This window comes from Marinovum sp. (assembly GCF_034669705.1).
In the GTDB taxonomy this organism is placed as follows: domain Bacteria; phylum Pseudomonadota; class Alphaproteobacteria; order Rhodobacterales; family Rhodobacteraceae; genus Marinovum.
The window spans coordinates 51,784-74,025 of record NZ_JAXMOR010000009.1; the positions used below are offsets into that span (position 1 = coordinate 51,784).

General features: G+C 67.0%; 19 protein-coding genes. 9 read left to right on the forward strand and 10 right to left on the reverse strand.

What is annotated here, in order from left to right:
* Positions 1 to 11: 11 nt before the first annotated feature.
* A complete protein-coding gene (locus tag VOI27_RS08690; protein WP_323764935.1) occupies positions 12 to 965 on the reverse strand; it encodes a radical SAM protein in 954 nt (317 codons plus the stop codon).
* Positions 966 to 1,188: 223 nt separating this feature from the next.
* Between VOI27_RS08690 and zwf the strand changes: the two genes are divergently transcribed.
* The 3 genes from zwf to pgi are packed head-to-tail and all read left to right on the forward strand — an operon-like array spanning position 1,189 to position 4,989.
* Complete coding sequence (gene zwf / locus VOI27_RS08695; RefSeq protein WP_323764936.1) at positions 1,189 to 2,643, forward strand: glucose-6-phosphate dehydrogenase; 1,455 nt, start codon at positions 1,189 to 1,191, stop codon at positions 2,641 to 2,643.
* 39 nt (positions 2,644 to 2,682) lie between these two features.
* Positions 2,683 to 3,354 carry a 6-phosphogluconolactonase gene (gene pgl / locus VOI27_RS08700; RefSeq protein WP_323764937.1) on the forward strand — a complete coding sequence of 224 codons (672 nt, stop codon included), beginning with the start codon at positions 2,683 to 2,685 and terminating at the stop codon, positions 3,352 to 3,354.
* 33 nt (positions 3,355 to 3,387) lie between these two features.
* Complete coding sequence (gene pgi, locus VOI27_RS08705) at positions 3,388 to 4,989, forward strand: glucose-6-phosphate isomerase (protein ID WP_323764938.1); 1,602 nt, start codon at positions 3,388 to 3,390, stop codon at positions 4,987 to 4,989.
* A gap of 230 nt (positions 4,990 to 5,219) precedes the next feature.
* On the opposite strand, the gene VOI27_RS08710 is transcribed toward pgi, so the two are convergent.
* Positions 5,220 to 5,633 (reverse strand): hypothetical protein, encoded by a 414-nt coding sequence (locus VOI27_RS08710; protein ID WP_323764939.1) that lies wholly within the window; start codon positions 5,631 to 5,633, stop codon positions 5,220 to 5,222.
* A 495-nt stretch (positions 5,634 to 6,128) separates the two neighbouring features.
* Between VOI27_RS08710 and VOI27_RS08715 the strand changes: the two genes are divergently transcribed.
* Positions 6,129 to 6,401 carry a glycine zipper 2TM domain-containing protein gene (locus tag VOI27_RS08715; protein WP_323764940.1) on the forward strand — a complete coding sequence of 91 codons (273 nt, stop codon included), beginning with the start codon at positions 6,129 to 6,131 and terminating at the stop codon, positions 6,399 to 6,401.
* Between the two features lie 371 nt (positions 6,402 to 6,772).
* On the opposite strand, the gene eno is transcribed toward VOI27_RS08715, so the two are convergent.
* The 3 genes from eno to VOI27_RS08730 all read right to left on the reverse strand — a co-directional run bounded on the left by eno (position 6,773) and on the right by VOI27_RS08730 (position 9,558).
* Positions 6,773 to 8,050: a phosphopyruvate hydratase gene (eno, locus tag VOI27_RS08720; RefSeq protein WP_323764941.1), complete on the reverse strand. Its 1,278-nt coding sequence runs from the start codon at positions 8,048 to 8,050 to the stop codon at positions 6,773 to 6,775.
* Between the two features lie 161 nt (positions 8,051 to 8,211).
* Complete coding sequence (locus VOI27_RS08725; protein WP_323764942.1) at positions 8,212 to 9,081, reverse strand: DMT family transporter; 870 nt, start codon at positions 9,079 to 9,081, stop codon at positions 8,212 to 8,214.
* Positions 9,082 to 9,147: 66 nt separating this feature from the next.
* On the reverse strand, positions 9,148 to 9,558 hold the full coding sequence (locus VOI27_RS08730; protein WP_323764943.1) for a Fur family transcriptional regulator: 411 nt from the start codon (positions 9,556 to 9,558) through the stop codon (positions 9,148 to 9,150).
* 177 nt (positions 9,559 to 9,735) lie between these two features.
* On the opposite strand from VOI27_RS08730, the gene VOI27_RS08735 reads away from it, so the two are divergent.
* The 4 genes from VOI27_RS08735 (at position 9,736) to VOI27_RS08750 (ending at position 15,286) form a co-directional block, all read left to right on the forward strand.
* Positions 9,736 to 12,141 carry an FAD-dependent oxidoreductase gene (locus tag VOI27_RS08735; protein WP_323764944.1) on the forward strand — a complete coding sequence of 802 codons (2,406 nt, stop codon included), beginning with the start codon at positions 9,736 to 9,738 and terminating at the stop codon, positions 12,139 to 12,141.
* Entirely contained in the window at positions 12,138 to 13,679 is a 1,542-nt protein-coding gene (locus VOI27_RS08740) for a trimethylamine methyltransferase family protein (protein ID WP_323764945.1), read from the forward strand. Before VOI27_RS08735 ends, VOI27_RS08740 begins: the two co-directional genes overlap by 4 nt.
* Before the next feature lie 9 nt (positions 13,680 to 13,688).
* Positions 13,689 to 14,348, forward strand: coding sequence for a TetR/AcrR family transcriptional regulator (locus tag VOI27_RS08745; protein ID WP_323764946.1), 660 nt, complete (start codon positions 13,689 to 13,691; stop codon positions 14,346 to 14,348).
* A gap of 62 nt (positions 14,349 to 14,410) precedes the next feature.
* The gene (locus tag VOI27_RS08750; RefSeq protein ID WP_323764947.1) at positions 14,411 to 15,286 is read left to right on the forward strand and encodes a DMT family transporter; all 876 of its coding nucleotides are present in this window, start codon (positions 14,411 to 14,413) and stop codon (positions 15,284 to 15,286) included.
* A gap of 3 nt (positions 15,287 to 15,289) precedes the next feature.
* On the opposite strand, the gene VOI27_RS08755 is transcribed toward VOI27_RS08750, so the two are convergent.
* The 4 genes from VOI27_RS08755 to VOI27_RS08770 all read right to left on the reverse strand — a co-directional run bounded on the left by VOI27_RS08755 (position 15,290) and on the right by VOI27_RS08770 (position 20,332).
* Positions 15,290 to 17,530 carry a xanthine dehydrogenase family protein molybdopterin-binding subunit gene (locus VOI27_RS08755; protein ID WP_323764948.1) on the reverse strand — a complete coding sequence of 747 codons (2,241 nt, stop codon included), beginning with the start codon at positions 17,528 to 17,530 and terminating at the stop codon, positions 15,290 to 15,292.
* Between the two features lies 1 nt (position 17,531).
* Positions 17,532 to 17,993, reverse strand: a complete 462-nt coding sequence (locus tag VOI27_RS08760; protein WP_323764949.1) for a (2Fe-2S)-binding protein — start codon at positions 17,991 to 17,993, stop codon at positions 17,532 to 17,534.
* An 83-nt stretch (positions 17,994 to 18,076) separates the two neighbouring features.
* A complete protein-coding gene (locus tag VOI27_RS08765; protein ID WP_323764950.1) occupies positions 18,077 to 19,000 on the reverse strand; it encodes a nitrilase-related carbon-nitrogen hydrolase in 924 nt (307 codons plus the stop codon).
* 141 nt (positions 19,001 to 19,141) lie between these two features.
* A complete protein-coding gene (locus tag VOI27_RS08770) occupies positions 19,142 to 20,332 on the reverse strand; it encodes a lytic murein transglycosylase (RefSeq protein ID WP_416374660.1) in 1,191 nt (396 codons plus the stop codon).
* A 381-nt stretch (positions 20,333 to 20,713) separates the two neighbouring features.
* Here VOI27_RS08770 and VOI27_RS08775 point away from each other — a divergent pair, with 381 nt between their 5' ends.
* Positions 20,714 to 21,094, forward strand: a complete 381-nt coding sequence (locus VOI27_RS08775) for a hypothetical protein (RefSeq protein WP_323764951.1) — start codon at positions 20,714 to 20,716, stop codon at positions 21,092 to 21,094.
* Here VOI27_RS08775 and VOI27_RS08780 read toward each other — a convergent pair.
* Positions 21,058 to 22,053, reverse strand: coding sequence for a glutathione S-transferase family protein (locus tag VOI27_RS08780; RefSeq protein WP_323764952.1), 996 nt, complete (start codon positions 22,051 to 22,053; stop codon positions 21,058 to 21,060). The genes VOI27_RS08775 and VOI27_RS08780 overlap by 37 nt on opposite strands.
* Positions 22,054 to 22,242 lie beyond the last annotated feature (189 nt).

Genomic DNA, 22,242 nt, shown 5'->3' on the forward strand with positions numbered 1-22,242 from the left:
GTGCGCCTGTCTCAGCCCGAGCAGCTCGCCCCGCCCAGCACGCAGAACTTGGCGCAATGCGGGTGGTTGAGCGCGACCGGGCGCTCGGCCTCGGCCAGGGTCTCGCCCAGTTCGAACTCGGGCTCATAGGGCAAGAGCGTGCAGGCCAGCACCGAGAGACGGCCCGCGCCCTTGCGCTTGACCACCATCCGCGAGGAGGCGCACATCACCTCTTTCGGTGACTTGCCGAGGATGTCCCAGCAGGCGGTGGTGATCTCCGGCACCTCGACCTTCACGTCCATTTCGGGAAACAGCACGGTCTCCGCCGGGCTTTCGGCATCGATGGCAAAGCCTTCCTCGGCGAAGAGCCTGGCAAAGCCCGCCCGCGCCTCGGCCTCGCTCTCGGCCCAGACGATCCGCCCGGCGACCGCCATGTGGACACCCGCGTCGCGCAGCCAGCGCATGCCGTCGAGCGTGGCGTCATAGCTGCCCTGACCGCGTTCGGCGTCATGGTGCACCCGGCTCCAGTGGTCGAGCGAAATCCGAAAGGTCAGCTTGTCTCCGTACTGCGCCTGCAGCTCTCCGATCCCCGCCTGAACCCGCTTGCGCATCATCGGCCGCATGGCATTGGTCAGGATCAGCACCTCGTAACCCCGCGCCAGCGCGGTGCCCGCCATCGCCACCATCTCGGGGTTCATGAAGGGCTCGCCACCGGTAAAGCCGATCTCGCGCACCCCCCAGGCCCGCGCCTCGAGCTGGTCGAGATAGCCCGCCATTTCGGCCTCGGTGATATAGACCAGCGCATCGTTGCTGGGCGAGCTCTCGATATAGCAGTTGGCGCATTCGATATTGCAAAGCGTGCCGGTGTTGAACCACAGGGTCTGCGGATCGCTCAGCGCCACCGTGGCGCGCGGCTCGCCCTTGGCGGTCAGCGCCGGGTCGATGAACTTGCCAGCATTGGCGTCGGAAAGCGTTTGATCTTTCATGAGTTTGTCGCATATCTCCGGTTTCTTTCGGGGTAACCCGCACCGGGAACGTTGCCAATGCTCAACACCCGGGCTGACGCCATTGTGAAGCGCCAAATGCATGTTAGACTTCCGGCAGCCAACGGGGTAGTGAGACACCGACGCCGTAAGTTAGCGCTAACAGCGCCGCGGCACAACTGATCCAAGTCTTGCAAAAGACTGAATGACAGCAAAAGGATAGCCCATGGTTTCACGTGTCATCCCTGTGAACCCGTTCGATCTCGTGGTGTTTGGCGGAACCGGCGATCTGGCCCGCCGCAAGATTCTGCCCGGCCTGTTTCGCCGCTTTTGTGCCGGCCAGATGCCGGAAGGCGCGCAGGTGATCGGCGTCGCCCGGTCCGAGATGGACGCCTCTGCCTATCGCCAGATGGTGCGGGAGGCGATCAACGAATTCGACGGCGCGCGGCCCGAGACCTGCCCGGAGCTCGAGAACTTCCTGTCGCACCTCAACTACGTTCAGGTCGATGCGCAGGGCGAGGGCGGCTGGCAGGAACTCAAGGAGCTGCTGCGCAAGGACACGGTCAAGGCGTTCTACTTCTCGGTCGCGCCGTCGCTGTTTGGTGACATTGCCGAGCGGTTGAAGAACAAGGGACTGGCCAAGCGCGACGCCCGTATCGTGGTGGAAAAACCCTTCGGCCGCGATCTGGCCTCGGCGCGGGCGCTCAACAAGTCGCTGGCGGCCTATTTCAACGAGGATCAGATCTACCGGATCGACCACTACCTCGGCAAGGAAACCGTGCAGAACCTGATGGCGGTGCGCTTCGGCAACATGCTGTTCGAACCGCTGTGGAACAGCCAGTACATCGACCATATCCAGATCACCGTGGCCGAGACCGTCGGTGTCGGCGGCCGTGGCGGCTATTACGACAAATCCGGCGCGATGCGCGACATGGTGCAGAACCACCTGATGCAGCTGCTGTGTCTGATTGCGATGGAGCCGCCGGCGCGCTTCGAGCCGGATGCGGTGCGCGACGAGAAGCTCAAGGTGATCCGCGCGCTCGACCCGGTCGAGCCGCATCAGATCGTCCGCGGCCAGTATGACGCCGGTGCCGACAGCGAGAGCTATCGCGACCACGCCGAGAACCCGCGCTCGCGCACCGAGAGCTTCGTGGCGATGAAATGCCTGATCTCGAACTGGCGCTGGGCCGGCACGCCGATCTATCTGCGCACCGGCAAACGGCTGAAGGCGCGCACCAGCGAGATCGCGGTGGTGTTCAAGGAAACGCCGCATTCGATCTTTGGCGAAGACGCCGGCCGGCACCGCAACATCCTCACTATCCGGCTGCAGCCCAACGAGGGCATGGAGCTGGGGGTGACGATCAAGGAGCCGGGGCCGGGGGGGATGCGTCTTGTGGATGTGCCGCTCGACATGTCGTTCTCCGACGCGCTGGGCCCGGATGCCGAAGAGGTGCCCGACGCCTATGAACGTTTGATCATGGATGTGATCCGTGGCAACCAGACGCTGTTCATGCGCGGTGACGAGGTCGAGGCCGCCTGGGCCTGGACCGATCCGATCATCGAGGGCTGGGAGGCGCGCAGCGATGTGCCCAAGCTCTATGATCCGATGTCGTCAGGCCCCGAGGACGCGCTGATGCTGATGCACCGGGATGGGCGGAAATGGCGGGAAATCAAGGGCTGAGCGCCCGGCACCGCACGCCTTAATCAGAAAGGACAGGTCATGGAATTCATTGAATACGCCGACCGCGAGATGCTGACGATCGACGTTGCCAACAAGCTGGCCGGCGAGCTGCGCTCGGCGCTGGAGCATGAGGACCGGGTGCTGATGGCGGTGCCCGGCGGCACCTCGCCCGGACCGATCTTCGACGATCTCTGCGCCGCCAATCTCGACTGGAGCCGGGTCGACGTGATGCTCAGCGACGAACGCTGGGTGCCGGAGGACAGCGAGCGCTCCAACACCCGCCTGCTGCGCGAAAGGCTGCTGGTCGAGCGGGCGGCGGCGGCGCGCTACCTGCCGCTCTATCTGCCCGGTGCCGCGCCCGAGGACCGGATGGCCGAGCTGACCGAGACAATCACCCCGCGGCTGCCGATCCAGGTGCTGCTGCTGGGCATGGGCGCCGACATGCACACCGCCTCGCTGTTTCCCGGCGCCGACAATCTCGCCCGTGCGCTCGACCCCCGCGCGCCCGCCCTGATGGCGATGCGTGCGCCCGGCGCGCCGGAGCCGCGGATCACCCTGACTGCGCCGGTGCTCGACGGGGCGATGTCGAAACATGTCGTCATCTTCGGCGATGAAAAGCGCGCCGCGCTGGAGCGTGCCCGCAGCCTCAAGCCCGCCGAGGCGCCGATTGCCGCGGTGCTGTCGCAGGCGCTGGTGCACTGGGCGCCCTGATCCCCTCAACCGTCTAATGAAGGACATCGCCTCATGTGGACCAAGCTGACCTCTCTGGCGCAGGCCGCCGAGACCCGGAAGATCACCGACTTGTTCGAAAACGCCAATCGCGCTGCGGAGTTCTCGACGCGTTTCGACCAGACCCTGTTCGATTTCTCCAAGACCAACATTGACGCCGAGACCCTGACGGCGCTGCTGGATCTGGCCGAGACCGCCGGTGTCGCCGCCAAGCGCGACGCGATGTTCGCCGGCGAAAAGATCAACCAGACCGAGGGCCGTGCGGTGCTGCATACCGCGCTGCGCAACCTCGACGGCGGGCCGGTTATGGTCGACGGCGCGGATGTCATGCCCGGCGTGCTCGAGACGCTGGACCGGATGGAGGGTTTTGCCAACGACGTGCGCGACGGAAGCTTTACCGGTCAGGGCGGGGCGATCACCGATGTGGTGAACATCGGCATCGGCGGTTCCGATCTCGGGCCGGTGATGGCCTACAAGGCGCTCTCGCCCTACGCCGACGGGCCTCGGGTGCACTATGTCTCGAACGTCGACGGCGCCGATATCGCCGACACGCTGCGCGGGCTGAACCCGGAGACCACGCTGGTGATCGTGGCCTCGAAAACCTTTACCACCATCGAGACCATGACCAATGCCCGCACCGCGCGGGCCTGGATGTCAGAGACCGTGTCGGATCCGGCGGCGCAATTCGCCGCGCTGAGCACCGATCAGGAGAAGACCGGCGCCTTCGGCATCGCGCCAGACCGGGTTTTCGGCTTCGAGGACTGGGTCGGCGGGCGCTATTCGGTCTGGGGGCCGATCGGCCTGTCGCTGATGCTGGGCATCGGGGCCGAGGCCTTCCGCGCCTTTCTGCGTGGTGGTCAGGCGATGGACCGGCATTTCTGTTCCGCCGATTTCGCCGAGAACATGCCGGTGCTGCTGGCGCTGGTCGGCATCTGGCACAACCAGGTGCTGGGCCATGCCACCCGCGCGGTGCTGCCCTATGACAACCGGCTGGTGCGCCTGCCGGCCTACCTGCAGCAGCTCGAGATGGAGAGCAACGGCAAGTCGGTCGCCATCGACGGCTCGGACCTGACCCACAACTCCGGCCCGGTGGTCTGGGGCGAGCCCGGCACCAACGGCCAGCATGCCTTCTATCAGCTGATCCATCAGGGCACGCGGGTGGTGCCTTGCGAATTCCTCGTTGCCGCCGAGGGCCACGAGCCCGACCTCGCGCATCATCACCAGCTGCTGGTGGCCAATTGTCTGGCGCAATCCGAGGCGCTGATGCGCGGCCGCACGCTCGACGCGGCGCGCGAGAAGGTGGCGGACAAGTTCGAGGGCGACGAGCTGGAGCGGCAGGCCCGCCACCGGGTGTTCCCCGGCAACCGGCCCTCGACCACGCTGGTCTATCCCAAGCTGACGCCGGAGATCCTCGGCCAGATCGTGGCGCTCTACGAGCACCGGGTGTTTGTCGAAGGCGTGATCCTCGACATCAACTCCTATGACCAATGGGGCGTCGAGCTGGGCAAGGAGCTGGCCACCGCGCTGGGGCCGATCGTGGCCGGCGAAGAGAGCGCGGAGGGCAAGGACGGCTCGACCCGTCAGCTGGTGGATTACGTGCTGAAACACCGCGGCTAGCGGCGGCGCGCCCTCCCGGCGGCGCGCCGGGCGCTTTTATCGCAGCCGTGTTGGCTGTGGCTGGCGGAGCAGGGGGGCGCTGCCCCCGTCGCCTTTGGCGACTCCCCCGAGGGTATTTTTGAACAGAAGAAGACTGGATCGCAGGGTCTCAGCCGGAACGAAAAAAGGACGGGAATGAATCCCGTCCAAGTTTGTAGAGCTGGTGGTAAAAACAGGTTCCAGCCAGAAGGCTAGAACAGGCCTTGCCAACCACCACGGACAAGGGCCGTCTCGCCGCCGCCCTGGATTGTCAGCACCAGCAGCGAGAAGAGGAACCCTGTCGCGTGCAGGAATTCCCAGATCGCCGCGGGTCCGTAGACAGCAGAGGGGGCGGAAAAATCGAAAAGAATGAGCACCGTGATGAGGACCATCGCCGAGAAGGCGATGATGCGGGTGCGGATGCCGAGCATCAGCCACAGCGCGAAGATGGCCATCAGCAGGACCAGCGGAACGGTCAGGAAGCGAAACTGCGACACGTAGTCGAAATTCATCCACGAATGGGCAAAGGGACCGTCGTAGGCACCGATCGTGGTCAAAGCGCAGACCAGCAGGGTGTACCCACAGAACAAGCGAGCCGTCAGGGTCATGTAGCGTTGGTATTTCATCACTGCCTCGATGGGATCGTGTTTTCTTTTGGTTGAGTTCATCATATTTAACAAAATTAGCAAATCAACTACAAAGGTGCATGTGAGATGCGGATTAACCGTCTCTGAGGGCCAAATTTTCCTCTAAGCTATTGGATATAAGGAGAATTTATGTGTGCACGTTAGGGGCGAGTGTTGTTTGCGGCTAGGTCGTATGTAAATCGAGGTGATTTACTCGCGCGCGTGATTGAGCGCATTACGTGGCTCGGCACTGCGTCATTTGCCGAGTGGTTTTCGGGTGCCGGCAATAGCCTGAGGCTATGAAAGCTGACGCGGGAGTATCCGAAGGAAAGCAAAATTGAGGCGTCAGTGCGCCTCCGGTCCCGTTTTTCGGCAGCGTTTCGCCGACCGGGGGCTTTGCATCCGCAGAAAGACGCCGGTGGGCACAAACCTGCTGGCCGCGGCAAAATGCAGCGCTAGGTTCGCGCGCATGGACATCAGAATTAGGAGATACCCATGAAACTCCCGAGCCTTGCGGCAGCAGCCTTTGCCATCACCGGTCTGGCCGCCTGCGACTCGCTCACCCCCGAACAGCGCTCTGTCGTTGGGGTGACCGGCGGTGCGGCAGCGGGCCTGATCGCAGCCTCCGCGCTTGAGGCGGACGACAACTGGCGCCTGATCGCAGCGCTGGCTGGCGCGGCCGCAGGCACCGTCGTGGCGCAGAACACCGCCACCGGAAACTGTGCCTACGCCCGTGGCGACGGCACCTATTACACGGCGCCCTGCTGAGGCGTCTGACCTGATCCGGCGGTGTCCCTCTGTCTGGGGCACCGCCACCCCGGCCGGTCATGGCCGGCTTCATGCACGCACACATGACAGCCCAGAGCCGCCCGGTCATTACCGCATGCTGCACCGCGTCATGGCTTTGCCGACACCCTCTGAAAATCGATAATTCCGGGTCTATAGGCTGCGCCTATGCCCGGGGTGGTGCGGCTTTGCCCCGTTCTTCTGCTGGGCGCGCGATTCGGCCTTCGGTTGTGCGAACTGGCCCAGTCGGTCGGGGCGGCGTGCTGGGCCCGTGCGATTCGCCCCTGCGGGAACGCAAAACGGGCCCCTCCAGGTGACTGGAGAGGCCCGCGGATCGGCGCTTTGGCCAAGGTTTATGTCTTGAGGATCGAACGGCCGGCATATTCCGCGGTCTCGCCGAGGATCTCCTCGATGCGGATCAGCTGGTTGTATTTCGCCAGCCGGTCGGAGCGCGCCAGCGAGCCGGTCTTGATCTGGCCGCAGTTGGTGGCGACCGCGAGATCGGCGATGGTCGCATCCTCGGTCTCGCCTGAGCGGTGCGACATCACGTTGGTGTAGCGCGCGCGGTGCGCCATATCGACGGCCTTGAGGGTTTCCGTCAGGGTGCCGATCTGGTTGACCTTGACCAGCATGGAGTTTGCCACGCCGCGTTGGATGCCGTCGGCCAGGCGGGTGGGGTTGGTGACGAAGAGATCGTCGCCCACCAGCTGGATCTTGTCGCCGAGCTTGTCGGTGAGGATCTTCCAGCCGTCCCAGTCGTCCTCGGACATGCCGTCCTCGATCGAGATGATCGGGTAGTCGTCGCAGAGCGCGGCGAGGTAATCGGCATTCTCTTCCGAGGTCAGCGACTTGCCTTCGCCCTTGAACTCGTACTTGCCGTCCTTGAAGTACTCGGTCGCGGCGCAGTCGAGCGCGAGGTAGATATCCTCGCCCGGGGTGTAGCCGGCCTTTTCGATCGACTTGAGGATGAAGTCGAGCGCATCGCGGGTCGAGCCCAGCTCGGGCGCGAAACCGCCTTCGTCACCAAGTCCGGTGGACATGCCGGCGGCCGAGAGCTCTTTCTTCAGCGTGTGGAACACCTCGGAGCCCATGCGCACCGCTTCGCGGATGTTGGTCGCGCTGACCGGCATGATCATGAATTCCTGGATGTCGATCGGGTTGTCGGCATGTTCGCCGCCGTTGATGATGTTCATCATCGGCACCGGCAGGACCCGCGCCGAGGTGCCGCCGACATAGCGGAACAGCGGCTGGGCGGTGTAATCCGCCGCCGCCTTGGCCACCGCGAGCGAGACGCCGAGGATCGCATTGGCGCCGAGACGGGCCTTGTTGTCGGTGCCGTCAAGCTCGCACATCGCCATGTCGATCGAGACCTGCTCGGTGGCGTCCATGCCGACGATCTCGTCGGCGATCTCGCCGTTGACCGCGGCGACCGCCTCAAGCACGCCCTTGCCCATGTAGCGGCTCTTGTCGCCGTCGCGCTTTTCCACCGCCTCATAGGCGCCGGTCGAGGCACCCGAGGGCACGGCGGCGCGGCCGATGGTGCCGTCGTCCAGGGTCACGTCGACCTCGACGGTCGGGTTGCCGCGGCTGTCGAGAATTTCGCGCGCAAAGATGTCGATAATAGTGCTCATGGGCTTGTCCCTCATGACGATAAAGTTGCCGCATCCTTAGCAGAGGCCTCGGGCTTTGGGAACCGGGTTGGTTAGCGCTAACAAGCTCTGCCGGCAGGAGAGTTCCCGCGATCCTGCCCCTGGGGCCTGCGGGCGGGCCGGGGCGCCCCGCGAATCTGCCCTCAGGCGGCGGCCATGGCCAGGCGATGCTCGCGGTAGAAGGTGTAGAGCCCGGAGGCCAGGATGATCGCCGCGCCCACCAGGGTCAGCGTGTCGGGCCGGTCGCCCAGCACGATCACCCCCAGCCCCATGGTAAAGACCAGCCGGCTGTAGCGGAACGGCGAGACGATGGCCGCCGGCGCCAGCCGCATCGCGGTGGTGACGAGGTAATAGCCCGTGGTGGTGACCAGCACCGCCACCGCCACATGGCCGAAGCCCGCGCCGCCGGTGGACCAGTCCGGCCCCATGATCAGCATCAGCACCAGCCCCGCCGGCACCGTCGCGGCGAACCCCCAGGTCGAGAGCGTCAGCGAGTTGACCGCATCCGGCACCCGCCGGGTCAGCAGATCGCGCGCCGCCAGGCCACAGGCCCCCATCGCCACCAACAGCGCCGCCGGCTCGAAGCCCGCCATGCCCGGCCGGATCACCAGCAGCATGCCGACCAGCCCGGCAAAAATCGCCGCCCATCGCCGCCAGCCCACGGTTTCTCCCAGAAACAGCGCCGCGCCGAGGGTGACGAGCAGCGGCGTGGTCTGCATGATCGCCGCCACCATCGGCAGCGGCGTCCAGGCGATGCCGGTCACCATGCCCAGCGCCGCGAGGATCTCGGCGCCGTTGCGCCACATGACAGTGGGGTGCCAGAAGGCCGGGCTGAACACCGGGATGCGGCGCACCGCGGCCACCAGCATGAACAGCAGCGTGCCGCCGAGGCTGAGAAAGAACATCACCTGTCCGGGCGGCAGGCTGTGCGCGGCCAGCTTGATGAACAGGTCGCTGAGCGCGAGGCAGGCCATCGACGCCGTCATGAAAAGGATCGCGCGCAGCACCAGCATCGGTTTGCTTTCAATGTGAAGTATCGGGCCCTGCCTATCCTGCGGCGGCGGGGATTCCAAGCCTGCTCATTTCTTGAGCGGCACGCCGTAAAGTTCCAGCCGATGCCCCTTGAGCCGGTAGCCCAGCTTCTCGGCGATCTTTTCCTGCAGCGCCTCGATCTCGGGGTCGACGAATTCGATCACCGCGCCCGAGTTCATGTCGATCAGGTGGTCGTGGTGGTCGCGTTCGGCATCTTCATAGCGCGCCCGGCCGTCGCCGAACTCGAGCTTGTCGAGAATGCCGGCCTCTTCGAACAGCTTGACGGTGCGATAGACCGTGGCGATCGAGATCGCCGCATCGCGGGCCGAGGCGCGGGCATAGAGCTCTTCGACGTCCGGGTGGTCGTCGCTGTCCTCGAGCACCGCCGCGATCACCCGGCGCTGGCCGGTCATGCGCAGGCCCTTGGCTTCGCAGCGTTCCAGAATGGTGTGGTTCATGATTTCGTCCGGCTGTCGTCACGCCGGCCGAGGTCTAGGCGATTTGCCCCGCGCGGGAAAGCCCCGGCAAGGGTTTTCTGCCGCCCGCTGCCGTGTCGGCGCGAGCATTGGACAAAAATGTCTAGACGGAATCGCAAGGTCCTCCTACCGTCGCCTGAGATGCCGGGGGAGCCTGCCATGAAGTCGCATTACCGCGTGGTCGTGATCGGTGGCGGTGTCGTCGGCGCTTCGGTGCTCTATCACCTGGCGCGCTACGGCTGGACCGATGTCTGCCTGATCGAGCGTGACGTGCTGACCGCTGGTTCGAGCTGGCATGCGGCGGGGGGCTTTCACGCGCTGAATGCCGATCCCAATATCGCCGCGCTGCAGGGCTATACCATCGACCTGTTGTCGGAGGTCGAGGCCGAGAGCGGCCAGTCGATCGGCTTGCATATGACCGGCGGCATGCATCTCGCCGGCACGCCCGACCGCTGGGAGTGGTTGCAGGCCAATTACCGCACCTTTCAGTCGATCGGCATCGACGACGTGCACCTGATCACCCCCGAGGAGGCCGGCCGCCTGTCGCCTGTGCTGAGCACCGAGGGCATTCTCGGCGGCATGTGGGCCGACCGCGAAGGCTATGTCGACACCACCGGCACCGTCCACGCCTATGCCGGTGCCGCGAAAAAGCGTGGCGCCGAGGTGATCGAGCACAACCGGGTGCTCGAACTGCACCAGACCGGCGGCGGCTGGCAGGTGGTGACCGAACAGGGCACCGTGACCTGCGAGCACGTGGTCAACGCCGGCGGTCTCTGGGCCAAGCAGGTGGGGCGGATGGCCGGGATCGAGCTGCCGGTCTCGCCGCTGGCACATCATTACCTGATCACCGACACCATCCCAGAGCTGCAGGGGCTCGCGCGCGAATTGCCGATGTGCGTCGATCTCGAAGGCTTCACCTATTCGCGGCAGGACCAGCAGGGGATGCTGGTGGGGATCTACGAGCTCACCCCGAAACACTGGATGATGGACGGCGCGCCGTGGAGCTATGGCATCGAGCTGTTGCAGGAAGAGCCTGACCGCATCGAGAGCGAGCTCTACCACGTGTTCCGCCGCTTTCCGGTGCTCGAGAGCGTCGGCGTCAAGACATGGGTGCATGGCGCCTTCACCTTCTCGCCAGACGGCAACCCGCTGGTCGGCCCGGTGCGCGGCAAGCCCGGCTACTGGTGCGCCTGCGCGGTGATGGCGGGGTTCCTGCAGGGCGGCGGGGTCGGCAAATCGCTGGCGGAATGGATGATCCACGGCGAGACCGAGGCGGATGTCTTTGGCATGGACGTGGCGCGCTATGGCGAATACGCCGCCAACAAGCGCTATATCCGCGAGACCACCGGCCAGTTCTATTCCCGCCGCTTCGTGATGACCTATCCCAACGAACAGCTGCCCGCCGGCCGGCCGCTGAAGATGGCCCCGGCGCATGACGCGATGACCGACGCCGGCGCCCGCTGGGGGGTGAACTTCAGCCTTGAGGTGCCGCTCTACTTCGCGCCGGACGGCTTCGAGGAGCACCCGAGCCTGCGCCGCTCAAACGCCTTCGATCTGGTGGCGACCGAGGTCCGCGGCGTGCGCGAGGCGGTGGGGCTTCTGGATATCTCGGGCTTTTCGCGGTTCGAGGTGAGGGGGCCGGGGGCGGCGGCTTGGCTTGACCGGATGATGGCGGGTCGGTTGCCGGCGCCGGGGCGCGCGCGGCTGGCGCCGATGCTGAGCCGCTCGGGTCGTCTGAAGGGGGATCTGACGGTCTTCAACTGGGGCGATGGCGCGTGGTGGATCATGGGCAGCTATTACCTGCGCGACTGGCACATGCGCTGGTTTGCCGATCATCCCGCGTCCGGCGTGCATGTCGGCGATATCTCCGACACCATCGTCGGCTTCGGTCTGGCCGGTCCCAATGCCCGCAAGGTCCTCGAACAGCTCACCGAGGGGCCGGTCGGCGAGTTGCCGTTCATGGCCTGCGGAGATTTCGACATCGGGCTGATCCGCGCCCGCGTCGCCCGGCTCTCGGTGACCGGCGCGCTGGGTTACGAGATCAACTGCCACGCCGCCGACCACATCGCGCTGCGCAGCATGTTGATGGAGGCCGGGACGGAGCTCGGGTTGCGCGAGATCGGCTACGAGGCGCTCGGCAGTCTCAGGCTGGAAAAGAGCTTCGGCATCTGGTCGCGCGAGTTCACCCAGATCTACACCCCGGGCCAGACCGGCCTTGACCGATGGATCGACTGGGACAAGGGCGATTTCATCGGCCGCGCCGCAGCGCTGGCCGAGGGTGATGGCCCCGGCCCCGAGCGGGTGATTGCCACGCTGGCGATCGAGGCCGAGGATGCCGACGCCAGCGGCTACGAGCCGGTCTGGCAGGGCGACAGGCGCGTCGGCTACGTCACATCGGGCGGCTACGGCCACGCCGTCGGTCTGTCGCTGGCGATGGCGATGCTTGACCGCGCGGCGGCGGCGGAGGGCACCGCGCTCACGGTACACGTGGTGGGCCGGGCGCGGGCGGCGCGGGTGATTGCGCCCGCGCCCTACGACCCTTTGGGCAAGGAGATGCGGTCATGACGGGCGAGGACACAAGGGCCCGCCGGCGCAAGCGCGCGCCGCGCGGTGCCGAGGCGCACCAGCGGCAGGTCACCTACACCGAGCTGCGCAGCCCGTTCCCGGTCATGAAGGCCTTTTCGGATGACAGGATCGAGGCGATCCACGAGGCCGCGCTGGGCCTGCTCGAGACCGCCGGCATCAAGGTACTGCTGCCAGAGGCGCGGCGGATCCTGAAAACCGCCGGTGCAAGCGTCGACGAGGCCAGCCAGATGGTGCGCCTTGGCCGCGAGATCGTGCGCGCCGGGCTGGCCACCGCGCCGCGACGGGTGGTGGTGAAGGGCGGCCGGCCCGAGCGCGACGTGACGCTCGCGCCGGGCCGGCTGGTGTTCCAGCCCGGTGGCGGCACGCCGCATGCCGCCGACCGGCTGCGCGGTCGCCGCCCCGGCACCGGGCGGGACTTTCGCGAGCTGGTGCAGATCACCCATAATTTCGACGCGCTGCAGATGGTCTCGGCGCTGCTCGAGCCGCAGGACATCGCCCCGGCGCTGCGCCACTACTTCATGATCGAGGCGCAGCTGACGCTGATGGACAAGGCGCCCTTTGTTTATGGACGCGGCAGCCCGCAGGTCCGCGAGAGCTTCGAGATGATCCGCGAATTCAGGGGCTTGTCGGACGAAGCTTTTGTATCGGATGCGTGGGGCTACACCGTCATCAACACCAATTCGCCGCGCCAGATCGACATTCCGATGGCGCAGGGGCTGATCGATTTCGCCCGTCACGGCCAGATGGTGATTGTCACGCCGTTCACGCTGATGGGGGCGATGGCGCCGATCACCGTCGCCGGCGCGATGACGCTCAGCCATGCCGAGGCGCTGGCGGCGATCACCCTCAACCAGCTGGCGAAACCCGGCGCGCCGGTGCTCTACGGCACCTTCACCTCCAACGTCGACATGAAATCCGGCGCCCCGGCCTTTGGCACGCCGGAGCATTTTACCGCCTCGCTCGCCGCCGGCCAGCTGGCGCGTCATATCGGCCTGCCGTGGCGCTGCGCCAGCGGGGCGGCCGGGGCGGCGGCGGATGCACAGGCCGCCAACGAGACCCAGTTCGGCCTCTGGGGCTGCCTGCTGTCGGGGGCGACGGTGGTGATCCATGCGGCGGGCTGGCTGGAAGGCGGGCTGACGCTGGGCTATGAAAAGCTGATCACCGACATGGAGGTGCTGAACATGGTGGCCGAGCTCTGCACGCCGACCTCCGCCGCCGAGGCCGAGCTGGCGCTCGACGCGCTGGCCGAGGTGCCGCCGGGCGGGCATTTCTTTGGCTGCGCCCACACCATGGCGCGCTACCAGACCCAGTTCTATCAGCCGCTGGTTGCCGATTGGTCGAACTTCGGCCGCTGGCAGGAGACCGGCAGCCAGACCGCCACCGAGCGCGCCACGGGCGTCTGGCAGGGCATCCTAGCCGCCGACGCGCGCCCCGAGGTCGACGCGGCACGGGTCGCCGATCTGCACGCCTATATCGCCAAGCGCAGCGCTGCGGGCGGCGCGGCACCGGAAAGCTGAGGCCCCGGGATGGCAAACGGCCCGCTGCTGCACCGAGACGATCCTGACAAGGCGCCGCTGACCGGCCATGTCAAGGTGACCCGCGAGGACTGGCTCAATGTCGCGCGCGACATCCTCGTCACCGACGGGGTGGCCGAGGTCAAGGTGCTGGCGATCGGCACCCGGCTCGGCGTCTCGCGCTCGAGCTTCTACTGGTATTTCAAGAGCCGCAAGGACCTGCTGGGCCAATTGCTCGACGATTGGGAGGCGCGCAATACCGCCCGCATCGAGGCCCATTGCGCGGTCGAGGCGGCGACGATCACCGCCGCGGTGTGCAGCTTCTTTCGCTGCTTCATGGACCCGGCGCAGTTCGATCAGGGCCTGGATTTCGCCGTCCGCGAATGGTCGCGCCGCGACGGCCAGGTACGCCGGCGGATCGATCTGGCCGACAAGGCGCGCATCGCCGCCGTCACCGCGATGTTCGCGCGGTATGGCTATGACAGCTACGAGGCCGATGTCCGCGCCCGCATCCTCTATTTCATGCAGCTGGGCTACCACGCGCTCGACCAGACCGAGCCGATGGCCGACCGGCTGGCGCGCACCCGCGGCTATCTGCTGGGGTTCACCGGGCAGGAGGCCGACCCACAGGCGCTGGCGGCATTCACCGCCTTTGCCGAGCGCCTCGGCTGAGCCGCATTGCCGCGCCGCCGGGCCGCGTGTAGTCAGCGCGGGCAGACGGGACGGGGCAGGGCATGACACAGGGCGGACGGGCATTGGGCATCGCCGCGGTGATCGCGGCGGCGGCGCTTTGGGGCACCACGGGTACGGTGCAGGCGCTCCTGCCGGACGGCAAGGAGCCGCTGGTGGTCGCTGCCCTGCGGCTGGCCTTTGGCGCCGCCGCGCTGATCGGTCTGGCGGCGCTTCGGGTCGAGAGCCGGCGGGCGGTCCGGGCCTTGCCGCTGGCCGGTGTGGTTGTCGCCGGGCTCGCGATCGGGCTCTACAACCTGTTGTTCTTCTGGTCAGTTCTGGAAACCGGCGTGGGCGTCGGCACTGCCATCGCGATCGGCTCGGCGCCGCTCTGGGTGACCGCCTATGAGGGGCTGATCCGCCGCCAGTTGCCCGACCGGAGGCGCGCCCTGGGCCAGGCGATCTCGATCTGCGGCGCGGCGCTTCTGGTGATGTCGGGCGCCGGCGGCGCGGGCTCGGTCTTCGGCGTCACCCTCGCGGCGCTGAGCGGCGCGGCCTATGCCGGCTATTCGCTGATCACCAGCCGCATCAGCCAGTCGGCACCCTCGGCCACTGTCGCCGCCGCCACTTTCACCGTCGCTGCGGTCGCGGTGCTGCCGGTGTTCTGGGTCGCGCCGCTGGGCTGGCTCGCGGCACCCGGCGTCTGGCCGGCGGTGGCGTTCCTCGGGCTGTGCGCGACTGGCGTCTCCTATGCGCTCTACACCTGGGGGCTCGGCCGGGTCGCGGCCTCGACCGCGGTGACCCTGGCCTTGATCGAGCCGCTGACAGCCTGGGGGCTGGCCACCGTGGTGGTGGGCGAGGCGCTGACGCCGTCGAAACTCGCCGGCGCGGCGCTGCTGATCGTCGGGCTGGCGATCGTCACCGCCTGTCCCCGGCGCTGAGCCTCAGGCGAACGCGACAAATTTTGCGAACGGCATCTCGCGCAGCCTGGTCCCGGTGGCGGCAAAGATCGCGCCGGCCAGCGCCGGGGCGGCGGGCGGCACCGGGGGCTCGCCGATGCCCCGGATATTGTCGCCGTTCTCCAGCCCGCGCACCGCGATCTCAGGCGCCTGAGAGAGCCGCATCGCCGGGTAGCCGTCATAGTTCGACTGCTGAGCGATCCCGTCCTCATAGGTGATCTCGCCGTGGATCGCATGCCCCAGCGCAAAGATCACGCCGCCCTGCACCAGGTTCTCGAAGTTCACCGGATCGAGCACGCGGCCGACCTCGGCGGCGACCCAGACGTTTTCCAGCTTGATCCCGTCGTCAGTCACGCGCACCTCCACCACCTCGGCGCAGCGTACGCCAAAGCTCGTGGTCAGCGCCACGCCGCGGCCGCGGCCTTCGCCCAGCACGCCCTGCCAATCGCTCATCTCGGCCACCGCCTCGAGCACCTGCCGCGCCAGCGGGTCGTTGCAGAGCCGCAGCCGCTCTTCCAGTGGGTCGGCACCGGCGGCATGGATCAACTCGTCAAGCGCGGCATTGTGGAAGAAGCCGGCATGCGAAGCGCCAACCGAACGCCAGGACGAGACCGGCGCCAGCTCCGGCGCGCGGTAGCCGGTAACCCGGTGGTGCGGAATGGCAAAGGGCGCGTTCCAGGCGCCCGAGACGATCTGGCTGTCTGGGCCGGGCACCGAAATGCCCTGACGGCCCATCTGTGACACCATCACCGAGGGGCTGGCGATATCCAGGTCCAGAGCGGTGACCTTGCCGCCCGATACCGCACCACGCAGCCGCGCCATGGCGATCTGGCGGGGGAAGTCGTGGGTCATGTCCTCTTCGCGCGAATAGGTCAGCTTGACCGGCACGCCGGGCATCTGCACCGCCACCTCCGCCGCGCGTTTGACCACCTCGTCCTCGAGCCTGTGGCCAAAGGAGCCACCCATCATTTGCACGTGCAGGGTCACGTCCTCTGGCGCGATCCCGGCAATCGCGGCGACGTTTTTCTGAACGAAGCGCGGGACCTGCGTGCCGGTCCAGACCTCGGCCTTGCCATCCTCAACGCGCACGATGGCAGAGATCGGCTCGAGCGGCGCATGGGCGAGATAGGGCGCGCGGTACTCGGCCTCGATCACCTCGGCCCCGGCCAGCGCGGTCTCGATATCGCCGTCGTCGCGCTGCCGGCTGTCCTGCCGGTCGCGGGTGAAGGCCGCGGCCAGCGCCTGCCAGTGGTCGTCCATGCTGGCGGGCATCTCGGACGGGCCCCATTCCGCCACCACCGCTTCGGCCGCGCGAAAAGCGCGCCAGGTGTTGTCGGCCACCACCGCCACGCCGCCAGTCACCGGCAGCACTGCCTGCACGCCGCGCAGCTTCTCGGCCTCGGTGGCGTCATACCCCAGCAGCGCGCCGCCCTGTGCCGGGTTCAGCTTGACGGCGGCATGCACCATGCCGTCGATCTCGAGATCGATGCCATAGACCTGCGTGCCGGTGCTCTTGGCCAGCATGTCGATCCGCTGCATCGGCTTGCCCAGATAGCGCCAGTCGGCGGGTGGGCGCAGGGCCACGTCCTGTACCACGTCGACCCCGGCCAGCGCCGGGATCAGCGCGGCATAGGGCAGGGCGCGGCCGTCCGGCAGGATCACCGTGCCGTTTTCGGTGCGGAGCGCGCTGGCGTCGAGCCCCTCCTGTTTTGCGGCGGCGGCTTTCAGGGTTTCGCGGGCCGAGGCGGCGGCGCTGCGCAGCTTGTCGAACTGGTCTGGCACCGTGGTCGAGCCGCCGGTGATCTGCATGCCCATCATCTTCATCACCGCGCCGACGGCGGTTTCGGCGACATTGCGCATCAGCCCGGCCGAGGGCACCGAAAACTCCGCCGCCTCGGCCGCGAGCGCAGTGTTCCAGTAGGCCGCGCCCGGCGGGCCGGGATCGACGCGCACCTGCGCGAGGTCGAGGTCCAGCTCTTCGGCCAGCAGCGCTGCCTGAACGTGATAGGCGCCTTGCCCCTTGTCGGCGCGCGGGGTGATCAGCGTCACACCCTCGGCATCGAGCCGCAGGTAAGGCGTAAGCGCGACCTCGCCTTCGGCCAGCGCCCCGTCCAGCGGGTTCTCATGCGGTGTGCGCACCGCATAGATGCCAAAGGCCACGCCGCCGGCCACGGCCACGGAGCCCACCAGAAAGGCGCGGCGGGAGTAGGTCTTCAGCCGGCCCATCTCACGCCTCCCTGAGGGTGGCGGCGGCGGTGTGGATCGCGGCGCGAATGCGGGGATAGGTGCCGCAGCGGCAGAGGTTGCCCGACATCACATCGTCGATCACCGCGTCGCTGGGGTCGGGATCCTCGGCCAGCAGGGCCGCGGCCTGCATGATCTGGCCGGACTGGCAATAGCCGCATTGCGCCACCTGATGCGCGACCCAGGCGGCCTGCACTGCGTGCAGCGCTTGCGGTTGGCCCAGCCCTTGAATGGTGGTGATTTCGGCGCCTTCGGCATCCTCGGCCCAGATCTGGCAGGACCGCACGGCCTCGCCATCCAGATGCACGGTGCAGGCGCCGCATTGGGCGATGCCGCAGCCGTATTTGACGCCCTTGATCTTCAACTCGTCGCGCAGCACCCAGAGCAGCGGCATGTCGGCCTCGACATCCACCTCATGGGCCACGCCATCCACGGTCAGTTTCATCGCAATGCCCCTTTGCCCTGTCCCCTTGCAGATAGGGACAGGGCAGGGCGGTCGCTATTCTGACGTAGCGGCAGGCTTCGGGGTCAGGCGGCTTTGGGGTCGCTGACCTCAAGGTGACCCGCGCTCCACAGCGCCGGGCAGACCTCGGCCTCGGCCTGACCGTTGCGCAGCCGGCGGCAGGCGCCGGTGGGGATGTCGCGGGCCATCAGCACCGGGTCGGTCATCATCGCGGCGGTTTGCGGCGCCAGCGCCGCATGGGTGCCGTCGAGCGAGACATTGACGTCGCAGGGCAGGAACACGCTGGCCCCGCCGACACCGGTGTCGGTCAGCGGCTGGCCAAAGGGCACGCCCACCGCGCCCAGCACGCAGACGGCGGTCTGCAACTCGATCGCGCGCGCCCTGGCACAGCCGAAGACCCGGTTGTAGCCGGTGATCATGTCGGTCTTGGCCGGGATGATGACGAGGTCGAGATCGAGCGCGCCCAGCCGCGACCAGAGGTCGGTGAACTCGCTGTCGAGACAGATGATCATCGCCAGCCGCAGGCCGTTCCACTCGATCACGTTGATGCTCTCGCCCGGCGCGGTGGTGCCACCGGCGCCCTGTGCCTCGAGCGGGGTGAGGCTCAGCTTGTCCTGGGTGTGGCGCCCGCCCTCCGGGGTCAGCAGCCAGGCGCGGTTGAAGAAGGCCGGTGCGCCCTTGACCGGCGGCGCGGCACAGGGAATGGTGCCCGGCAGGATCGAGACGCCGTGGCGCGCGGCCATCGCGGCGATGGCGTCAAGCGCGAGCGCCCCGGTTTCGGCCAGGTAGGAGAGGGTCTGCGCCGGGACCATGTCGAGCGGGGCAAAGCTCAGCCACTGGGCGCAGGCGAACTCCGGCAGCACCAGCATCTGCGCGCCGCGGGCCGCTGTCTGCGCGGCGCGGGCGTCGAGCTGGGCGAGCCAGGTCTGCAGGTCGGGCACCGCAGGTTGAAGATTTGCGGCCCAAAGGTCGATCGAAACATGTTCCACGGAGGGTGTCTGCCTTGTTGCAAGAGGTCCACCGCAAGTAGGACGGCGGCGCGCAAAGGCAATGGGCGTTGGGTTTTCGGGCCCGTCCGCGAAGCGCGCCCCCGGTCGCCGAAGGACCGGGGATGCGCGCGCGGGCCCCGGTCAGAGCCGGTTCAGCAACGCCCGCGTCGGCCAGGCGTCTGCCGGTATCCCCAGCTCCTGCTGCACCTTCTGCACCGCGTCGCGGGTGCCGGCGCCGAGGATGCCGTCGATCTCGCCCACGTCATACCCGCGCGCCTGCAGCTTGCGTTGCAGCTGTTTCATCTCTTCGCCCTCGAGCCCCGGCTCGGGAGTGCCGGCATTGAACACGGCGGCGCCTTCCAGCCGGTTGGCGAAATAGGCAGCGGTGAGCACATAGACGAAGCTCTTGTTCCACTCGAAATAGACGTTGAAGTTCGGATAGGCAAAGAAGGCCGGCCCCCGCCGCCCCTGCGGCAGCACCAGCGCGGCGGGCAGATCGGCGGCGGTGCCCTCGCGCACCCGCACGCCCATCGCCTGCCACTCAGAGGCCGGGCGCGGCTGGTCCAGCCCGGTCAGCGACCAGTCGAGATCGGACGGCACCGTCACCTCCTGCAGCCAGGGCTCATTGGCGCGCCAGCCCAGGTCGCGCAACATGTTGGCACCCGACAGCAGCGCATCGGGGGCCGAGGTCTTGAGGCTGACCTTGCCGTCGCCATCGCCGTCGACGCCATTGGTCAGGATGTCCTCGGGCAGCATCTGCACCATGCCGATCTCGCCGGCCCAGGCACCGGTGGTGGTGCGCGGGTCGAAACTGCCCTGCTCGTAGAGCTCGAGCGCGGCAAAGACCTGCGGCCGGAACAGCTCGGGCCGGCGGCAGTCGTGGCTCAGCGTCACCAGCGCGTTCAGCGTGTTGAAATCGCCCTGGACCTGTCCGTAGTCGGTCTCGAAGGCCCAGAAGGCCAGCAGAACGCCGGGCGAGACGCCGTAATCGCGCTGCATCCGGTCGAAGACCTCGGCGTAGCGCCGCGCGTTGGCCTTGCCGTTGTCGATCCGGTTCTGGCTGATCAGCCGGCGGGCGAAGTCGGTAAACGGCATCTGGAACACGCCCTGCCGCCGGTCGGCGCGCAGCACCTCAGGGTCCTGCCGCACGTTCGCGAAGAAGCCGTCGATGGCCGTGACCGAATGGCCCTTTTCGGCGGCCTCGGATTTCAGGTCGGCGACGAACTGGGAAAACGTGCCGCCGCACGCCTGATCCATGGCCGAGGTGGACTGGGCGGGCGAGGACAGGGCAAGGGCGCAGGCCAGCACGGCCGCGCTGCGGGAAACGTTCATGAAGGACCCTCTGACTGAGAAACTGTCCCGCGCAACCTAGCAGCCAGGGCCGGGGTCACAAGCGCGAACCAGACGGGCGCGGCGCGGGGCGCGCCGGGACCGACCGGCCGTTTTACAAAAATTCGTCAAAGTTAATCACTTGTTAAGGAATAGGGCAGAGGCTGATAGCCATGGGCGCGAGGGGCTGACACGGCCTGTCGAAGGGCAGTGTCCATGCATAGCCCCTGTCACGGTTGGGTCCGCGTCGGGATACCGTCTGATGGCGGGGACCAATTGCGAAATCTGGCAGGGCTGGTCTTCAGTACCGGTGTCCTTGGCAGGGCAGGTTGCCCGGGCAGGGCCGGGATTGCGGGCAAGGCCAATAGCGTCGAGGTCACAAGCATGCATGTACTCATCGTGGAAGCCAATCCGGCGCTCGGCCTGATCTGGACCCGACATCTCGAGCGTCTGAGCGCCCGGGTGGTTCTGGTCGATGCCGAAGGCGCGGCGATCCAGGCGCTGACCGATACCGATTTCGAGGTCATCATCCTCAACCTCGATCTCGCTGGCGGCATTGCGTTGACGGTGGCCGATTTCGCGTCCTACCGCCAGCCAGAGGCGCGGGTCATCTTTGTCACCAATGCCGGCTTCTTCTCGGACGGCTCGATCTTCCAGTTCTTTGGCAATGCCGCCGCCCTGCTGCCCTGTACCACGCCGCCAGAGGATCTGGCGGCGCTGGTCGAACATCACGCCGCCACGGGAAGCGAACTGTCGCGCCCGTGAGGGGCGTCAAAGTCGATCTCGGGGCCGATCGGCACGATCCGGTCCGGATTGATGCTGTCCTGGCTGTAGTGGTAGTGGCGGCGGATATGGTCGAAATCCACCGTCTCGGCCACGCCGGGCACCTGGTAGAGTTCTCGGGTGTAGGCCCAGAGGTTGGGGAAGTCGACGATCCGCGCACGGTTGCACTTGAAGTGGCCGTGGTAGGCATGGTCGAAGCGCACCAGCGTGGCAAAGAGCCGCCAGTCAGCCTCGGTCTGCCGGTCGCCCATCAGGTAGCGGTTCCGGCCCAGCCGGTCCTCCAGCCATTCGAGCGTGTCGAACAGCGGGTGCACCGCGTCGTCATAGGCCTCCTGCGAGGTGGCGAAACCGGCCTTGTAGACGCCGTTGTTCAAGGTGTCATAGATCCGGTCGTTGACCTCTTCGATCTCACCGCGCAGATCCTCTGGCCAGTAGTCGTCGTGGTTGCCGGTGATCTCGTCGAAGGCGCCGTTGAACATCCGGATGATCTCAGCGCTCTCGTTCGAGACGATAGTCTTGCGCACCTTGTCCCAGAGTACCGGCACCGTAACCCGGCCCGAGACCTTGGGATCGGCCTTGAGGTAGATGTCGCGCAGGTAGGGCAGGTCGTAGAGCCGGTCGCCGGTGGCACCGGGATAGGCGGCGTCCAGCTCCCAGCCGTCAGTGAGCAAGTCTGGGTGGACCACCGAAACGCCGATGTGGTCCTCGAGCCCTTTCAGCTTCCGGAAGATCAGCGTGCGATGCGCCCAGGGGCAGGCGAGGCTGACATAGAGGTGATAGCGGCCGCTCTCGGCCGGAAAGCCGCCCTCGCCGCTGGGGCCGGGGCTGCCGTCGCTGGTGATCCAGTGGCGGAATTTCGCGGAGGAACGCTTGAAGGCGCCGCCGGTCTTCTCGGTGTCGTACCCTTGGTCGTGCCATTCGCCGTCAATCAGAAGTCCCATGTCATCCTCCTTAGTTGACAGAAGACATAGCCATTAAATTCGCAGGCAACACCGGAACGACCGCGCAAGCCCTGCGCATGGCTGCACAATGGGCGACGGCCCCACCACGAGCCGGGCCAGCGGCGTGCCGCCGTGACGGTTCTAGTAAGGCAGTTTATCCCGGCACCTCCCGTAGAACCTCGAAAGGCA